We start from the raw sequence: 17124 nt of genomic DNA, 5'->3' as shown, positions 1-17124 counted from the left end.
GAAGGCAGCCCTCAAAGGAGGCAGCCATGTCGCAGGTTCGTTCCATCGTGTCCAAGGAAGCTGATGTGTGGATCCTCCGCCTGGAGAAGGCCAACGGGAAGGTGCAGGAGTACCGCTGCACCTCCGAGGGCCAGGCGAAGCAGCTCGCCCTGATGCTCTCGGCGCCCGTGGAGCCCATCCAGCTCCAGGCCTGAGTCCCACTCGCGGTACCCAACGGCGGCCGGATGCGTCACGCAACACCGGCCGGAGTAGTCTTCACCGGCCCGCAAGGAGCCGCCGTTGTCCTCTTCTTTCGAGTCGTTCACAGTCGATGCCCAGGGCCTCGCCCTGCATGTGCGCCAGCGCAATCCCGGGGGCGCGCCCGCGGTGGTGTTCCTCCACGGCTGGCTGGACCATTCCCATAGCTTCGACCTCGTCGCCGCGCACCTGCCGGACTCGTGGCGGCTGGTGCTGCTCGACTTCCGCGGCATGGGCCGCAGCGCGCACCTGCCGGGCCACGCCCACTACCAGTTCGCCGAGCACCTGGTGGACGTGGAGGCCGTGCTGCGCGCCACCGGGTTGAAGCCGGCGCACTTCGTCGGCCACTCGCTCGGCGGCATCGTCGCCACCGCCTACGCCGCCGCGCGCCCCGAGCGCGTCCTCAGCCTCGGCCTCATCGAGAGCCTCGGCCCCACCGGCGGCCCTCCCGAGAACGCGCTGGTGCGGCTGCGCGGCTTCCTCGACGACCTGGAGCGCCCGCCCAACCGCAAGCGTTACCCCACCGTGGAAGCCGCCGCCGCCCGTCTGCGGGAGAACACCCCTTCCCTGCCCGAGAGCGTCGCGCTCCACCTGGCCCGCCATGGCACCCGGCCCGTGGAGGACGGCCTCGTCTTCACCTTCGATCCCGCCCACCGCCGCCGCTTCGCCTTCGGCTACTCCGACGCGCAGTGGCTCGCCCTCTCCTCCGCCGTCACCTGCCCCGTGCGGTTGATCCTCGGCGGCGAGGGCTTCCGCTACGACGAGGAGCGCACCCGGGCGAGGATGGCGGCCCTGCGGATACCGCCCCCGCTCGTCATCCCCGGCGGGCACCACGTCCACCTGGAGCAGCCCGAGGCCGTGGCTCGCGCCCTGGTGGAGTTCATCTCCTCGGCCCGCTAGTCCGCCCCCGGCCCTCCGGCAACCCGGGAAAATCCCTTCCACCCTTCAGGGTAAGCGGATTCCCTCCGTTCCCATCCCACATCCACCCCTTCGGCCAACCCCCTGGTTTCACTGGACTCCTCAGTCGACAGAGGGTTGGTCGCCCGTTTGCATCGGAGCCCTGCCGGATGGGCGCGAGGCGAGATCAGGTGATGACAACGGGGCTGGGCGGTGGACGGATCATCGGGCTGTCGCTGCTGGCGGTGCTACTGGCCGCATGCCACGAGCCGGGGAACACCCGCTCGGTGGTGGCCACGGCGGCGGTGGACTCGGACGCACTCGACTTCGGCGAGGTGCCGGTCGGGCAATGGCGCGAGAAGGTCGTGCGCCTGCGCAACGTGGGCTACGTGCCCTTCCATGCGCTGGACGCGCTGAAGCTCGAGGGCAACCCCTCGTACGAGGTCTCCTTCGAGGGCGAAGGCCGGGTGATGCCGGGCGACGAGAAGCTGGTGCGCGTGCGCTTCCACCCGCTCGCCGAGGGCCCGGTGGATGACAGGGTACACGTCACCACGGATGCCAACTCGGGCCGGGAGCACACGGTGCGGGTGACGGGCCAGGGCGTGCCCCTGCCCATCGACATCCAACCGCCCGTGCTGGACTTCGAGACGCTGGAGGTGGACAGCGAGCGCACGCTGCGCCTCACCATCACCAACCCGGTGGATCTACCGCTCACCGTGACGGTGAAGGGCGCGGCGGCGGACGCGTTCCGCACGGACACCATCACCGTGCCGCCGTTCGCCACGCGCCAGGTGGAGACGCGCTACCTGCCCACGGAGCTCGGGGACATGCGCGCGCTGGTGGAGGTGAAGCCCTGCGCCACCTGCACTCCGACCACGGCGGAGCTGGCGGGCCGCTCGGTGGCGAGCGCCTTCGTCTTCGAGCCCTCGCCGATCCCCTTCGACCTGATTCCCGTGCACGAGCGCACGCAGTCCTTCACGCGCGCGCGCAATATCACCTGGAGGCCGGTCACCCTCCAGGAGCTGACCACGGATGACCGGGCCTTCACGCCGCTGGCGGCCGTGCGCGCCACGGAGGTGAAGCCGGGCGAGGTGGTGAAGCTCCCCATGGAATTCGCGGCGCGCACCTCCGGGCCCACCAAGGCCACGCTGACGGTGGGCTACGAGTCGGACAAGCCGCGCCAGACGCAGGTGGCCCTGGACGCGAGCGGCGGCCGGCCCCGGCTGGCGGTGGCCCCGCTGGCGCTGGACTTCGGCGAGCTGCCCGTGGGCGGCAAGGTGGGCAAGACGATCCGCCTGACCAACGGCGGCACCACCGGCAACCTGTACTTCCAGGGAGTGCGGGGCACCGGCGCCGCGGAGCACTTCTCGGTGGACGTGCCCCTGCGCGGCAAGACGCCCCAGCCCTGGACGGCGGGCACCGCCTGGCCGGCGCTGGGCGCGGACAACATCCCCATCGCTCCAGGCACGGACGCGCTGGACCTGACGGTGTACTTCGAGCCCCGGGGCGATGGGCCCTGGACGGCCACGCTGGTGCTCCTCTCGGACGATCTGATCAACCCCGAGCGGGAGATCATCCTCACCGGCCGCGCGCGGACCACGGGCCCCTGCGTCTTCGAGCTGCACCCGCAGCCGGCGCTGGACTTCGGCAACGTGGAGCCGGGCCGGGGCGCCGTGCTGGGCTTCTACTTCCGCAACCCGGGCCGCGAGGAGTGCGCGGTGAAGGACATCCACCTGTCCAATGACGCCGGAGGCGCCTTCTTCATGCCGGGTGGCAAGCTCGCGGGCGGCGTGGTGCCGTACGACTCGGCCTTCAGCGCGATGATCGCCTTCCGGCCCCCGGCGCCGGGCCAGTTCCAGGGCGAGCTGAAGCTGACGGTGAACAACCCGGCGACGCCCACGGTGACGCTGCCCATCCGCGGCGTGTCGCAGGCGAGCTGTCTGGTGGCCGCGCCGACCTTCGTGGACTTCGGGCCCATCCGCTACGACTGCCCGGCCATGCCCCGGCGCACGCTCATCTCCAACCAGTGCGCCGCGCCCGTCGTCATGACGGACGCCCACATGGGCGCGGGCACCAGCCACCAGTTCCACCAGACGACGCCGATGGCCCTGCCGCGCATGCTGGCGCCCGGCGAGGGCGTGGAGGTGGAGTTCTCCTACGATCGCAACATCCACGGCCAGCACTACACGCCCTTCTACGTGTCCGCCGAGAACGAGACGGCGCCGCTGCTCGTCCCGCTGCTGGCCGAGACGAACCACGAGGGCCTGCAGTTGGATCGCTTCATCCAGGGCACGGACAGCCAGCTGGACGTCCTCTTCGTGGTGTCCAACACCACCACCATGGACACCTTCCAGGCGCGGCTGAAGGCGGCCCTGCCCGGGTGGATCGAGCGCGCGCGGACGGAGGGCGTGGACCTGCGCCTGGGCGTCACCAGTACGGGCCTGGGGGCCCGGGCCGGCGTGTGCGGCGGTCCGGCGGGCGGCGGTGAGGCCGGACGGCTCGCCCCGGTGGATGGCCGGCGCTCCCGGGCCATCTCCAGCACCGCGGCCACGGCGGCCGCGACGGTGCAGGCCAACATCGACGAACTGGGGCTGTGCCACAACCTGGTGCAGGGCCTGGAGACGATGCGCCAGGCGCTCTCCTCGCCCCTGGCCACCAGCGCGGATGATCCGCGCACCCCGCTGCCCAACGACGGCAACCTGGGCTTCATCCGCTCCACGGCCCGGCTCGCGGTGGTGGTGGTGTCCGACGAGGACGACCACTCGGGCTTCGACCCGGAGAGCTACGTGCAGTTCCTCCAGGCCGTGAAGGGCACGGGCATGGCGCACCGCACCCAGCTCTACGCGCTGGTGCCCACCGACACCCGCTGCACCACCGCCGGTGGGCCCGGGCCTCGCTTCTCCAGCGTGGCCCAGCGCACGGGCGGCGCGGTGGACTCCATCTGCATCGGCAACTACGGCCCCTTCCTGGACAAGCTGCTCCAGCGTGCCGGCGAGCCCCAGGCGGACTTCTCCCTGAGCGCCACGCCCAACGGCACGGAGGAGATGTCCGTGCGCGTCCAGGGCCGGCGGCTGCCCGAGGACCAGTGGTTCTATGACCCGGCGCGTAACGCCGTCGTCTTCCAGTCCGCCGCGGTGCCCACCCTGGGCCAGACCATCGAGGTCCGCTACCGCAGCGCCTGCGTGGTCACCCCCGTGAGCACCCCCTGAGGGCTCCTCCGAGGGAGCCTCCGAGGGGGCCCAAGAGGGATTCCGGGGACCCCGTCAAGCGCGCGGGGTCCCTTCCGCTCGTGGCCCGGGGGCGGCTATGGTTGGGTCCTTCGTGGAAACCTTCGGCCGTTACGAGCTGCTCCGAAAACTGGCGACTGGCGGAATGGGCCAGGTCTTCCTGGCCCGGCAGAAGGGGCCCGTGGGCTTCCAGAAGCTGCTCGTCGTCAAGCGGCTGCTGCCCCACCTCTCCGAGGACACGGACTTCATCAAGATGTTCCTGGACGAGGCCCGCATCGCCGGCGTCCTCAACCACCCGAACATCGCCCAAATCTACGAGCTGGGGGACGTGGACGGCGTGCTGTACATCGCCATGGAGTACGTCCAGGGCGAGGCCGTCAGCCAGGTGAACGCCCGCGCCAACCACCGCAAGGGCGGGCTGCCCCTGGGGCTCAAGTGCCGCATCATCGCGGACGCCGCCGCGGGGTTGGATCACGCGCACCAGGCGCGCTCGCCCTCGGGCCGCAAGCTGGGGCTGATCCACCGGGACGTGTCGCCGCAGAACGTGCTCGTGGGCTTCAACGGCAACGTGAAGCTGATCGACTTCGGCGTGGCCAAGGCGTCCGGGAAGCTGAGCCACACGGTGGTGGGCACCATCAAGGGCAAGCACGCATACATGTCCCCGGAGCAGGCCCGCGACGAGGAGCTCGACGCGCGCTCGGACGTGTACGGCCTGGGCATCGTCTTCTACGAGCTGCTCACCAGCCAGCGGCTCTTCAAGCGCGAGTCGGACCTGGCCACCCTCAAGGCCGTGGTGGGCGCCAAGGTGATTCTGCCCTCCGAGGCCGTGCCCGGCATTCCGAAGTCGCTGGACGCCGTGGTGATGAAGGCGCTGGCCCGCAAGCGCGAGGAGCGTTTCCAGAGCGCCGGGGAGTTCCAGCTCGCGCTCGAGGACTTCCTGCTCGCCGAGCGGCTCCCGGGCACCCCGGCCCACCTCACCGCCTTCATGAAGGAGCTGTTCTCCACGGAGCTCGAGGAGGAGCGCTTCGCCAGCGAGCCCACCGTCATCCAGTATGATCCACGGCTGGCACGGGAGATCAGCTCGCCCTCCTCGACCAAGGTGGCGCCCACGCAGGCCCCGGGGCCCCAGGTGAAGCAGGCGCGTCCAGCGGGCGCCACGCCTCCGAAGGGCCGGGTGCAGGCCGCACAGGCTCCCGCCGCCCGGCGTCCTGCTCCGGTCCGCGATCCTGGCGAGGACACCGAGGAGACGTAGGCCTTCCCACAGGCGAGCAGACAGGCGGCTCGCGTGAGGCGCCATGGACATTCTATTGGTCCGGAGGCAACTTCAGAGGGAAGATGGACCCGGGTGACGTGACACGTCAGACTGGGGTGCTAGACCGGCTCCATGGAAACGGAGACGGGCGTCGAGGGGCAGAGGGAAGTCATGGGACGTGAACGAGCCACATACGCCGACCTGGAGGCCCTCCCGGAGCATGTGGTGGGGGAGCTCATCGACGGGGAGTTGTACGCCAGTCCCCGGCCAGCAATGACTCACTCGGTGGCGTCCTCCGTGTTGGGGGCGAGATTGAACGTGGCATTCCATCGAGCAGGCCCCGGCGGGTGGGTCCTCGTGGATGAACCGGAGCTGCACCTGGGTGAGGACGTGCTGGTACCGGACATTGCTGGCTGGCGCAGGGAGCGGATGCCGCGCGCGCCGAGCGCCGCGGCCATCACGCTCGCGCCGGACTGGGTGTGTGAAGTGCTCTCCCCCTCCACGGCCAGGCTGGACCGGAAGGTCAAGCTCCCCGTGTACGCACGCGAAGGCATCCGGCACGTGTGGCTCGTGGATCCAAAAACGCGCACGCTGGAGGTATTCCGGCTGGACGGAGCCAACCATTCACCGCTGGCCACCCACACCGGTACGGCCCGGGTGCGCGCCGAGCCCTTCGAGACGCTGGAGTTGGAGCTCGCCGCCCTCTGGGACGAGGTATAGCCACGCACCAGGAATAGGGATGACAGACCCCGTCCGGAGGAGCACCCTTCCGCCATGGCGAACACCCATCCCGGGACGAGCAGCTTCGACTACCCCATCGCCTACCTCACGGACGTGGAGGGCATCTGGGAGAAGCTGGACAGCTTCTGCCAGGACAACCCACACGTGCACCTCGAGGCCGGGGAGCGGTTGGTGGTGCGTCCTGGCGCCACCTTCGTCTACGGGGGAGACGCCGTGGACCGGGGGGCCGATGGGCTCCGCGTCGTGCGCACGCTGCTGGAGGCCCGGCGGCGGCAGCCCTCCCAGGTGGTGCTGCTGGCGGGCAACCGGGACATCAACAAGCTGCGCCTGCTGCGCGAGCTGAACGGCCACCCCCTCCCGAAAACCCCCGCCGACATGCGGGCCGCCCCCCGGCCAATGCTCCTGCGGTGGATCTTCGACAACACCATGGGCGCCAGCGGCGCCTTCGAGTTCCGCCGCGAAGAGCTGGAGCGCACCGGCACGCCCGTGAGTGAGGAGGACGTGGTGGACAGCTTCCTCGAGGACGTCCGCCCCGGGGGAGCCATGCGCGACTACCTGTCCGTCTGCCAGCTCGCCCACCGCACCGGCAACACGCTCTTCGTCCACGGTGGGGTGCATGAGCGCAGCCTTGGGGCGGTGCCCACGGGCGAGCACGTGGAGGGCGTGGACGCCTGGGTGGAGGCCCTCAACCGCTGGTACCGCGAGCAGCTCTTGGCCTTCCGCGAGGAGCGCCTCGAGCCGGATGGCACCCCGGCCTGGGAGCCCCTCATCGCCTACCAGGCCCCCATTCCCGGCGAGCGCATCAACCTCGGCAGCGTGGTGTACGGACGCATGGCCGACACGCTCAACCACCCCGGGCTGCCCTCCCCCGCCCTCATCGAAACCCTCGCCCGCTCGGGCATCCACCGGGTGGTGGTGGGACACACGCCGAGCGGCGACTGTCCCTCGGTGCTGCGCGAGGAGTCCTTCGAGCTCGTCCTCGCGGACAACTCCTACGGCCGCGTCGAGGGGGCCTCGCGCGTCTTCCTCCGTGACGACAGCATCCACGTGGAAGGACAGGTGAAGCTGGAGGACGGACGGCTGGAGCGGCTCCGCTTCCAGCTCACGCTCGGCGACCCCTCGAGCCCCATCGGCCGGCAGTTGCTCGACACCGGGCAGCTGGTGAAGGGGCCACTCGAGAGCGGGGACTGGCTGCTGTTCCGCGCGCTGCCGCAATACCGCGTCGAGCAGCTCCCCGTGGCCCCGAGCGCACTCGAGGGCCGGGCCCTGGGCCCCGCGCGGGCGGCGGCTCAGGGCGCGTAGAGCCCGGCGTTCAGTCCACGAGCGCCTGATAGACGAGCTGGCGCAACTGCGAGCGCAGCGGATAGGTGTTCGAGGGGAGCAGCTGGGTCATGAAGACGACGGTCATCTCCTCGGCCGGGTCCACCCAGAAGGAGGTGCTCGCCATGCCGCCCCAGTGGTACTCGCCCACGGTGGACAGCGTGCGGTAGGCCACCGGATCCAGGACCACGGCGAAGCCGAGCCCGAAGCCGACGCCGTCGTAGCGCGTCTCGGCGAACAGCGGCCGGCCGAAGGCCGTGAGGTCCGCGCCTCCGGGCAGATGATTCTGAACCATGTAGCGGAGGGTCCTCGGGGAGAGCAGCCGCACGCCCTCGAGCTCGCCGCCGTTCAGGAGCATCCATGTGAAGCGCGTGTAATCGCGGGTCGTCGACACCAGCCCGCCGCCGCCCGACAGCCACGGAGGCGGCTTCAGGATGCCCTTGCCGAGCACCTCGGAGCGGATCGTCCGGGTGCGCGAGGCGTCCGCCGAATACAGCGCGGCCAGCCGGTGCTGCCGGTCCTCGGGGCACCAGAACATCGTGTCCTTCATCCCGAGCGGGCCGAGGATGCGCTCGTGGAAGAAGGCCTCGAGCGTCTGCCCGGACACGACCTCGATGAACCGGCCGAGCACGTCCGTGGCCACCGAGTAGTTCCACTCGGCACCGGGCTGGAAGGCGAGCGGCAGCTCCGCCCAGCCTCGGACGCACGCGGCGAGGTCCGAGAAGTCCGAGGCACCGAGCTCGAAGCCGCGAAGCCGGTAGATCTCATCGGTGACGTGCACGCGGTGGAAGCCGTACGTGAGCCCGGCGGTGTGCGTGAGCAGATGCCACACGCGGATGGGCTCGATGGCGGGCACGGTGATGGGCCGGACCGCTGAGCCTCCGACGTAGACGCGCGGCTGGGAGAACTCGGGCAACCACCGGCTGACGGGATCGGACAGCTCGAACGCGCCCTCCTCCCACAGCATCATCGCCGCGATGGAGGTGATGGGCTTCGTCATGGAGTAGATGCGCCAGAGGGTGTCCGTCTCGACGGGGCGGCCGGCCTCCTTGTCCGCGAGCCCGTACGAGGACAGGTGCGCGACCTTGCCCCGGCGGGACACCATCACCTGCCAGCCCGCGAGCCGCCCGTCGTCCACGTACCGCTGGAAATGCGTGTCGATGCGCCGCAGCCGCCGCGCATCCAGGCCGACCTCACCCGGGTCGACGTTGATGCCAAAGTCCGCCATCCGTTGATTCTCCCTCGGCGGGCCAGGAGCTCAGAGGCTCGCGAGCGCCACGCGGTAGAGGGCCCGGTAGCCCATCCGCGGCGCCGGCTCGAAGCGCTCCGCCGAGAACAGCTCCTCCAGCAGGCGCTTGCCGTCCTCGGTCTCGTGCAGGCTCAGCAGCGCGCGCTCCAACTGGCCCGCCACTTCCGGCGCCACGCCCATGCCCACCGGAACCCCGTCATTGGGCGCTTCCTCGGTGTAGGCGATGAGCTCGAACGCCCCGCCCTTCCCCGGCAGCACCACCTCCACGCCATCCGCGTACGTCAGCCCCGTGGACTCCGGCGGGCAGAAGATGCTCGCCACGTCCGCGTGGCCCCCCTGCACCGCCTCCAGGGCCGCCTTGTACGAGCCCGCGAACTGCTGCGCGGCGAACGTCTTCACCGGCTCGCGGCCCCCGGCCTTCAGATACGCCACCGGCAGCAGGTAGCCACCCACCGAGTCCCGGTCCACCCACGCCACACGCGTGCCCTGCAGCGTGTCCAGCGTCAGCCCGGAGCCCGCCCGCGCCACCAGCGCCGAGCGGTACGACGAGCGCCCGCGCCGCACCCCGCGCGCCAGCACCCGCACACCCATGGCCTCCACGCGCGCGCACACGAAGGGCGGCGCCCACACCGCATCCGCCCGGCCTGCCAGCAGGTCCTTGGCGAGTGCCTCGTAGGTGGAGGCCACGCTCACCTCCACCTTGCGGCCCAGGGCCTTCTCGATGAACGCGGTGAGCCGCTCGGCCCGCTCGCGCGCCAGCGAGTTGCCCAGCGAGGGCGGCAGACCGAAGCGGAAGGAGAATCGTGCCGGGTTGGGAGGAGGGGCGGACATGGTCGGGAGCCCGTGTCTACGCCTCGGCGTCCAGTCGCGCCACTTCGTCGTCCGCCAATCCGAACGTCGCCTGGAGCATGTGCAGAATCCGCTGCTCGGCGAGGCTCGGTTCCTGGCCTCCCGCGTGGGCGATCTTCGTCGCCAGCCGGTAGGCCTTCAGCCGCTGCTGGTGCGTCGTCAGCCCGTGCGCCATCACCTGCAACCGGGCCGGCAGCCCCTCGGCGGCCAGTGCCGACACCGCCTCGCTCACGAAGGCCTGCGCCCGCTCGGGGCTCACGTTGTGGAAGAGCGGATCCGACGCGAAGCTCTCCACCAGCGCCCGCGCCTCGGCCTCCTTCAGGTGCCCGTCCGCCGCGCTCACCAGCACCATCACCTCGGCGAACAGCCGCTCCAGCGGCTCACCCAGCGCCTCCGACAGGCTCCCTCCGCCCTCGATGACGTCGATGATTTGAGCCACCTCATCCTCGGAGATGCCCAGCGCCGCCTGGAACGTCTTGAGCAGGCCCAGCTCCGTGCGCGTGGCCCGGTGGTCCGAGAACGCGATGGACGCCGCCAGCCCGAAGGCCAGCATCCGGTTCTTGTGGTTGGGCAGCCGCGCCCGCAGCGAGGCGAGAATCTCCTCCAGGTCGTGCGCCTTGGACAGCCGCTGGGCGCTCGCCTCCACCAGCGCGTTGAGCTCCTCGGGTTTGGTGCCCTCGAACTCGGGGCGCTCGATGACGCGCCGCAACAACATCTGCAGCTCCCGCTGAGACACCTGGCCATCCGCCATGGCCGCCAGCAGCATCACCTCCACCAGCGCCTCGTTCCGCTCCCTGCGCGCCTTCACCGCTTCCTTAGGCATCCGCCAGCCCTCCCTGGATTCGTGCTGTGGTCGTCGTCTGCGCCTGCGTCTGCGCCTGCGCTTCCCCTGCTGGAGTACCCTCGGAGGCGAGCGAGGAGAAGTCGAAAACGCTCTTGTCCATCAGGTGACTCGGCCGCACGTTGCTCATGGCGGAGAGCACGCTCTGCCGGACGTTGGGAATCTCCTTGCCCAGCTCCTCCATCAGCTTCTGCATGCGCTTGCGCTGGAGGTTCTCCTGCGTGCCGCACAGGTCACAGGGGATGATGGGGAACTGCCTGGCCTCGGCGTAGGCGGCGATCTCCTTCTCCGGCGCGTAGCACAGGGGGCGGATGACGGTGTTGCGCCCATCATCGCTCTTGAGGATGGGCGGCATGGCCTTGAGCGAGCCGGCGAAGAAGAGGTTGAGCAGCAGGGTGTGGATGAGGTCGTCCCGGTGGTGGCCGAGGGCGATCTTGTTGCAGCCCAGCTCCACCGCCGCCGTATAGAGGATGCCGCGGCGCATGCGGGAGCAGACGGCGCATTGCGTCTTCCCGGGAGGCGTCTTCTCCAGGACGATGGAGTAGGTGTCCTCCTTGAGCATCTTGTAGGCGAAGCCCTCGGACTTGAACCAGCCCTCCAGCTTGTCGGCCGGGAAGCCGGGGTGGCCCTGGTCGAGGTTCACCGCCAGCAGGTCGAACTTCACGGGCGCGCGGCGCTGGAGCTCCCGGAGGAGGTACAGCATGGTGTACGAGTCCTTGCCACCGGACACACCCACCATGATGCGGTCCCCCTCGGAGATGAGGGAGTAGTCCGAAATGGCACGGCCCATGTGGCCGAGCAGGCTCTTCTCGAGGCGAAGGACGTCGGGGTTCATCGGGGTTGTCATCCTAGCGGCGGCTTGGGAAAAAACACGCTACACGTACACACCTGGTCCGCTAGCCTGCTCTCCGCCATGCAGAGCTTCCCACAAGGTGCGCAGGACATCATCGATTCAGAGGGGGCCCAGACGGCCGCCCGGAAGCTCGAAGGGGCCCGGGAGCTGGCCGTGGACGTGGAGGCGGATGCGATGCACGCCTTCCGCGCCCGCCTGTGCTTCCTCCAGGTGGCCACGGACGAGGAGGTGCTCCTCTTCGACACGCTCCAGCCCGGGGTAGAAGCCTCGCTGCTGGCCCCGGTGATGGGGGACCCGGACCGGACCAAGTTCTTCCATGCGGCCGGGGGGGACCTGCCCTACCTGGCCGAGGCGGGAGTGAGGGTGCGGGGGCTGTTCGACACGCACCGGGCGGCGACACTGCTGGGCTGGCCCAAGGTGGGGCTGGCGGACCTGGCGCGCGAGCGGCTGGGCGTGGAGCTGCCGAAGGAGCACCAGCAGTCGGACTTCTCGCTGAGGCCGCTGCCGCCGGGGATGCGGGACTACATCGCCAACGACGTGCGCTACCTGGTGGAGCTGGGCCGCCAGGTAAGGGAGGAGACGCGCAAGGCGGGCATCCTCGAGGAGGTGCTGCTGGACTGCCAGCGCATGTGCGACGAGGCGGCGGCGAGGCCGGAGGTAGGGGCGGACTTCAAGCCGCGCCTGCCGAAGGCGGGGCTGACGCCGGCGCAGATGGTGCTGGCCAACGCGATTGCCCAGGCGTTGCACCGCAAGCGGCTGGAGTGGGCCGAGGCGGAGAACGTGCCCATGGGGAGGATGCTCTCCAACATGGCCATCTCGGACATCGCGGTGAAGCCGCCGGGCAACCCGAGGGAGCTGGCGAAGGCGGCGGGAGTCCGGGGTGCCTTCGTGAGGTCGCATGGGGACGAAATCATCGCCCTGGTGCGCGAGCTGCTGGAGAAGTCCCGGCGGGGCGAGCTGAAACCATCGGAGGAGCAGAAGGGACCGAAGGACGCGAACCGGCGCAAGCGCGAGGAAGCGCTGAAGGCGTGGCGCGCGGAGAAGGCGACGGCGCGGAAGGTGATGCCGTCGGTGGTGCTGCCCAACCCGGTGTTCGATGTCCTCCTGTCACGGCCCCCGGCGAATCTGGACGAGCTGAGGGCGGTGCCGTACATCGGGGAGAAGCGGGTGGAACTCTACGGAGAGGACCTGCTGACGCTGCTCGCCCAGCACCCCGTGCAGGGCTGAGTTCCTGCGCCATCCGTCCCCGTGCATCCCCGTCCCTACTTCCCCTCTCCCCCCGGGAGAGGGACGGGGTGAGGGTATCCGGGCCCGTGCTCACGGCTCACGGGCCATTCGAGGCTTGGGTCAAGACGGCTCATTTCTTCCTTTCGTCCAGGTGCGCTCCTGCCGCTTCGGGATTGAAGCCAACCGGCCAGCGTGTGCTCTTGTCGTAGAGAGCACCGAAAAATTTGGTTTCCTCAATGTGAGCATCTCGAAGATTGGCACCGTGGAGTCTGGTCTGTAACAGGTTGGCACGGGTCAGCACCGCCCGCTCGAACGAGGCATCTCGCAGGTTCGCGCTCATGAACTTGGCTTCTGTCAGATCAGCATCAGCCAACACAGCCCCCCTCGCATCAGAGAATTGGAACGACGCACTCGTGAGGTTGGCCCCACTCAAGTCCGCCCCACGGACATCCGCGCTCGTTAAATCCGCCTTCACCATGGAGCACCCGCGGAACCGGACATGGTCGAGAGTCGCTTTCAAGATGGCACCATCGAGCTGAGCTCCCGAGAAATCAGTGGGCCTACTGCCCTCGGCGATATGCCCGGGAGTGAGAATGTCCCGAGAGAAATTGGCGCCTCGCAGGTCGGCACCACGGAAGTCCGCATCTCGTAGCGTCAGGTCAGACATCGAGGCATCCCGGAACTGGCCTTTCGTGGCCACGATGAAGGGGCCGATGCGCATCAACCAGAACCACGCCAACATCGAGCGAAGTGTGAGTTTGTCACGGCCTTTCAAGCCCGGGGTGTCGCGCAGGCTGCTGCCAATCGCCAGGGCAGCCTCGCGCAGCCAGGGCATCCGGTCCTCACGCAGCGAATGCTCGCTGCGTGGCAGGAACGCCTGCTCCTCCGACTCGAAACGCTCCTGGGCCCACCTCAACAACACTTTGTGCTCATCGCCTGTGAGACCGAAGGGGGACTGGGGGCGATGCGGCAGCGGCTCGCCGTTCAGGATCTCCATCAGGAAATCGAAGGTCCGGTCCTCACGGCTAAGGAGCCGCCCACCGAGAAGCGGTCTCTCGATGTCCTTCCACTCTTTTTCCCGGCTCTGGACGAGCGCCTTCAGCCGATCCGCCCAGTAGCGGGCCACCAGATATTCACGGAAGGACTTGTGTCCGAAGAGGATCTGGCTCGCCATTCCCGCGCGCAAGTGAGCCTGCATTGTCAGCAGCAGCCCCACCTGGATGACGTCGATGCTGTCGGATGCATTCTGCTCCACGCCCAACTCTTCCACGATGAGGTTCTCGATGTCGCGCCGGGTGAGCACCTGCTGCTTGCGGTGAGGCTCCAACATCTGACGCTGCTCGAGCTTCGTGGCCTCCCACGCCACACGTCCCATCAGCCAGAGCATTGCGTCCGGGGCCTCCGCATCCGAGGAGAGCAGTTCCTTCTCCACCAGATGCTCACGCAGCTTCGAGGAGGCCTCGGCGACATTCCAGTGCTGCTCACGGGCTACTTCGTGCTTTCCCTTGGCGATCTGCCCGAAGAACTCCTCGTACAGCGCCGCGCGGCTGGTGCTGGCTTCCGCGGAGTGCTGGCTCCAGGTCTGCGCCACCATGAACAGCAGGATGGGCGTGACCATGAGCTCATTGAGTCCGCGGGCCTGCAACTCCGGATAGGCCGGCCCTGTCCCCCCCTGGAGCCCGCGCCAGCGCTCCAACCATCTGTCGCTCTGAGCCCTTGTCCATGGAAGGAGTTCCAGCAACGGGATGTCCTTCAACTCCTTTTCACCCGGAAGGGCCCCTGGACGGGAGAAGATGATGAATCGGTGGCGATCCGTGGCCTCTTCCTTGACGCGTTTGAAGAAGGACTCCAAGCGCCGTTCCCCGAGGATGACCTCGTCCAGGCCGTCGAGCAGGAAGATGGCCCGTTGCCCTGGCTCGGGAAGGGTCAGCGCCTCGTCGCTCGCCTTCAAGTCCAGACCCAAGGCATCGGCCTGCCGCTTCCAGGCACTGCGTACGGTCTGTTCGAGGTTGAAGCCCTCATCGGGAAAGTCCTCGGCGCACCGGATGTAGATGGGCAGCATCAGGTCAGGAGAAGGCGCGCGCGCGCGCAGGAAGTGTTGGGCCCAGCGCTGCGCCAACGTCCGCGCGGTGAGCGACTTCCCCATCCCAAAATCCGCTTTGACAACGAGCACGCCCTTCTTGGGCTCGCGCAGCAAGCGCTCGATGAGCTCCGTGACGGGCTCTCGCGCCTCCTCTCCCGTCATCCGGGCATCCGGCTCGATGTACATCGTCCCGAGTGGCATGAAGGGAATGGGGTCTTCGACGGACCACTCATGTCTCTCGATGTTGCCGAAGATGTGGCGTTCGCCCCAGCTCTCGAGTTCCCTGAGGAGAAGCTCGCGCAGCAGGCGCACGCGGTAGTCACCCGACAGCCGCTCCAGGTATGACTCCAGCGGCTGTCCCTCGGAGGAGCTGAGCGCCTGGTTGTACGCAAGCAGGAAGTAGCGCTCGAACTCCAGCCTCCCCGCCTCCCCCAATTCGAGCAGCGGGGGTGCGGCTTCTTCATCATCGAGCTTCTGGTCCGTGAACGCTTTCCAGAGTGCTCGATAGTACGGCGTGGCCAGCGGGCTGCCGGAGAGCGCCGCGACGTGCCTCCACTCCGTCATTCCAGCGGGGAGGTCACCGGGCCTACCGAGTTCCCCGAGGGATTCGGCCGCGAGGCTCACGCGCAATTCGATCTCCTCCGCCCGCTTCCGCTCCTCCTTCTTCATGAAGCCCCAGAATCCCTTGGAGCTGGGAGCCAGCGACTTGTTGAAGGCCCAGTGGCGCCCGAAGGCCTGCCCGAAGCAACGGGTGATGACCCCGAAGTGCAGTGCCTCCATGTCCAGCGCGCGCTCGCCGCGCCCGCCCCGAAGCTCCCCCAGCAGGTCAACCAACGCGGGAAGGGTCTCCAACTCCTTCGTATCGAAGCCCTGACTCGTCCACGCTTCGTACGCTGTGATACCGAGCTGGAATAGCTTGCCCAGCGCCTTGACCGCACCCGGGATCTCCATCACGGCGTCAGCCTCCATCTCGATGTGGAATGAGAAGGTCCCATTCCACACCAGGGGCCACTCGCCATCCGCGCGGACGAGTGCATGGCTCGTCGTCCATGCTCACTGGTTCACGAACGGGTCCCCCCCCTCCGTTGCCCAGGCCATGAAATCCAGTCCGCGACCTACAACGCGGACTGGACGGCCTGCTCCAGCTCCGAGCGGGTGCACCAGTCCACGGGACGGCGGCCGCTGATCAGCTCCAGCGTGCGGTCCGCGAATGACACCTTGGAGTCCTCGCCAACGCCCAGCCGGATGCGCTGAACGCCCTCGCGCAGCGCGGCGCGGCCGATCTTCTCCTTGGCCAGCGCCTCCAGCACCTCGCGCGCACGGTCCGCCAGGAACCCGAGCGCCCGCAGATCCTGCGCGGACGTCGCCACCACATCCAGAGCGAGCTCCACGGAGACAGACGTCTCCAGCAATCCGCGAAGCTGCACCTCCAGCGACGCGAGCCGGCGTCGGAGCTGGAGCTGCGACGGCGTGGGCGGCGCGTCCCTGCGCAGCGAGCCGAACGCGGGCGCGTCATGCACGGAGATGGCCTCGATGGTGCCCACCGGGACGAGGACCACGTCATCGTAGGGAATGCCGCTCTCCCGAGGCACGTACACGAGCACCGCGCGGCCCTCGCGACGATCCTCCAGAATCTCACGCAGGATGCCGGTGACACCCCGTCCGCTGCGCAGCAGCAACGTCATCCTCGGGAGCAGCACGGGGATACCCGCCTGCTGCCGCCACGCGAGCTTCTGCAGCACGGCGAGCACGGCATCCACGCCATGCGCCTTCCACGACAGGAAGGCCGCCAGAGGATCCTCCACGGATCCGTGCTCCTCGGGAACGGCCTCCAGCGCGTTCTGGATGGCCTCCTGGCGCTCCTGGACGTCATCGACGTTGCTGACGGGCTCATGATCGAGCGTGAGCACGCCGTCCTGGAAGCGGACCATCCTGGAGCCCGAGGACGCGCCGGTGGTGTTGCGGATGACGACACGCTTCAACGTGCTCCGGAGCATCTCCCGGCCCAGGTTGTCGACGGCCAGCGCCTCGAGCGCCCCGATGAGCGGGGTGAAGTAGACCTTCGGCCACGCCTCGCCATAGAGGTGCTCGTAGCCTTCCACGGCCAGGGTGTTCCAATCCACCTCGACGGGCACGTCGAAGTGGGCGGCATCGTCGATCTCTTTCTTGAGCTTCGGGAAGATCGTCTCCTCGAACTCGCTGGCGGCCTTGCGCTCCGCGATTCCCATCGTTCCTCCGGAAAAAGTCGGCACAGTGTGGTCCAACCCCGGACCCAATCAAAGCATCCGCCACGTGCGCTGCCGTGCAATAGAACCGGCGCACAGGCGTTCTCCCGCCACTTCATCGAG

At 68.7% G+C, this 17124-nt stretch carries 13 protein-coding genes; 7 read left to right on the top strand and 6 right to left on the bottom strand.

Features of this window, described 5'->3' with window-relative positions; all coding sequences use genetic code 11:
- Positions 1 to 26: 26 nt before the first annotated feature.
- From BO221_RS55330 to BO221_RS03320, 6 genes are all read left to right on the top strand, one after another.
- On the top strand, positions 27 to 194 hold the full coding sequence (locus tag BO221_RS55330) for a hypothetical protein (RefSeq protein ID WP_198956050.1): 168 nt from the start codon (positions 27 to 29) through the stop codon (positions 192 to 194).
- A gap of 85 nt (positions 195 to 279) precedes the next feature.
- Entirely contained in the window at positions 280 to 1137 is an 858-nt protein-coding gene (locus BO221_RS03340) for an alpha/beta fold hydrolase (RefSeq protein ID WP_073558839.1), read from the top strand.
- 167 nt (positions 1138 to 1304) lie between these two features.
- Complete coding sequence (locus BO221_RS03335; protein WP_369864218.1) at positions 1305 to 4343, top strand: hypothetical protein; 3039 nt, start codon at positions 1305 to 1307, stop codon at positions 4341 to 4343.
- Between the two features lie 97 nt (positions 4344 to 4440).
- Positions 4441 to 5613 (top strand): serine/threonine-protein kinase, encoded by a 1173-nt coding sequence (locus BO221_RS03330; RefSeq protein ID WP_073558837.1) that lies wholly within the window; start codon positions 4441 to 4443, stop codon positions 5611 to 5613.
- Between the two features lie 171 nt (positions 5614 to 5784).
- Positions 5785 to 6333 carry a Uma2 family endonuclease gene (locus BO221_RS03325; RefSeq protein WP_073558836.1) on the top strand — a complete coding sequence of 183 codons (549 nt, stop codon included), beginning with the start codon at positions 5785 to 5787 and terminating at the stop codon, positions 6331 to 6333.
- A gap of 54 nt (positions 6334 to 6387) precedes the next feature.
- Entirely contained in the window at positions 6388 to 7656 is a 1269-nt protein-coding gene (locus BO221_RS03320) for a metallophosphoesterase (protein ID WP_073558835.1), read from the top strand.
- 10 nt (positions 7657 to 7666) lie between these two features.
- Here BO221_RS03320 and BO221_RS03315 read toward each other — a convergent pair whose 3' ends face one another.
- The 4 genes from BO221_RS03315 to ttcA are packed head-to-tail and all read right to left on the bottom strand — an operon-like array spanning position 7667 to position 11460.
- Entirely contained in the window at positions 7667 to 8902 is a 1236-nt protein-coding gene (locus tag BO221_RS03315) for a serine hydrolase (RefSeq protein WP_073558834.1), read from the bottom strand.
- Positions 8903 to 8932: 30 nt separating this feature from the next.
- Positions 8933 to 9754 (bottom strand): phosphate/phosphite/phosphonate ABC transporter substrate-binding protein, encoded by an 822-nt coding sequence (locus BO221_RS03310; protein WP_073558833.1) that lies wholly within the window; start codon positions 9752 to 9754, stop codon positions 8933 to 8935.
- 16 nt (positions 9755 to 9770) lie between these two features.
- Entirely contained in the window at positions 9771 to 10595 is an 825-nt protein-coding gene (locus tag BO221_RS03305) for a TerB family tellurite resistance protein (protein WP_043406072.1), read from the bottom strand.
- A complete protein-coding gene (ttcA, locus tag BO221_RS03300) occupies positions 10588 to 11460 on the bottom strand; it encodes a tRNA 2-thiocytidine(32) synthetase TtcA (RefSeq protein ID WP_073558832.1) in 873 nt (290 codons plus the stop codon). The genes BO221_RS03305 and ttcA overlap by 8 nt, the downstream gene beginning before the upstream one ends.
- 66 nt (positions 11461 to 11526) lie before the next feature.
- Between ttcA and BO221_RS03295 the strand changes: the two genes are divergently transcribed.
- Positions 11527 to 12693 (top strand): ribonuclease D, encoded by a 1167-nt coding sequence (locus BO221_RS03295; RefSeq protein WP_073558831.1) that lies wholly within the window; start codon positions 11527 to 11529, stop codon positions 12691 to 12693.
- 130 nt (positions 12694 to 12823) lie between these two features.
- On the opposite strand, the gene BO221_RS52240 is transcribed toward BO221_RS03295, so the two are convergent.
- Together BO221_RS52240 and BO221_RS55325 are read right to left on the bottom strand one after the other, a co-directional pair.
- Complete coding sequence (locus tag BO221_RS52240; RefSeq protein ID WP_233165718.1) at positions 12824 to 15727, bottom strand: pentapeptide repeat-containing protein; 2904 nt, start codon at positions 15725 to 15727, stop codon at positions 12824 to 12826.
- Between the two features lie 164 nt (positions 15728 to 15891).
- Complete coding sequence (locus BO221_RS55325; RefSeq protein WP_073558830.1) at positions 15892 to 17004, bottom strand: hypothetical protein; 1113 nt, start codon at positions 17002 to 17004, stop codon at positions 15892 to 15894.
- Positions 17005 to 17124: the final 120 nt, after the last annotated feature.

The organism is Archangium sp. Cb G35, assembly GCF_001896145.1.
GTDB lineage: Bacteria > Myxococcota > Myxococcia > Myxococcales > Myxococcaceae > Archangium > Archangium violaceum.
Note: the sequence above shows the minus strand (reverse complement) of the source record. Positions and strands in the feature narration are given on the sequence as shown.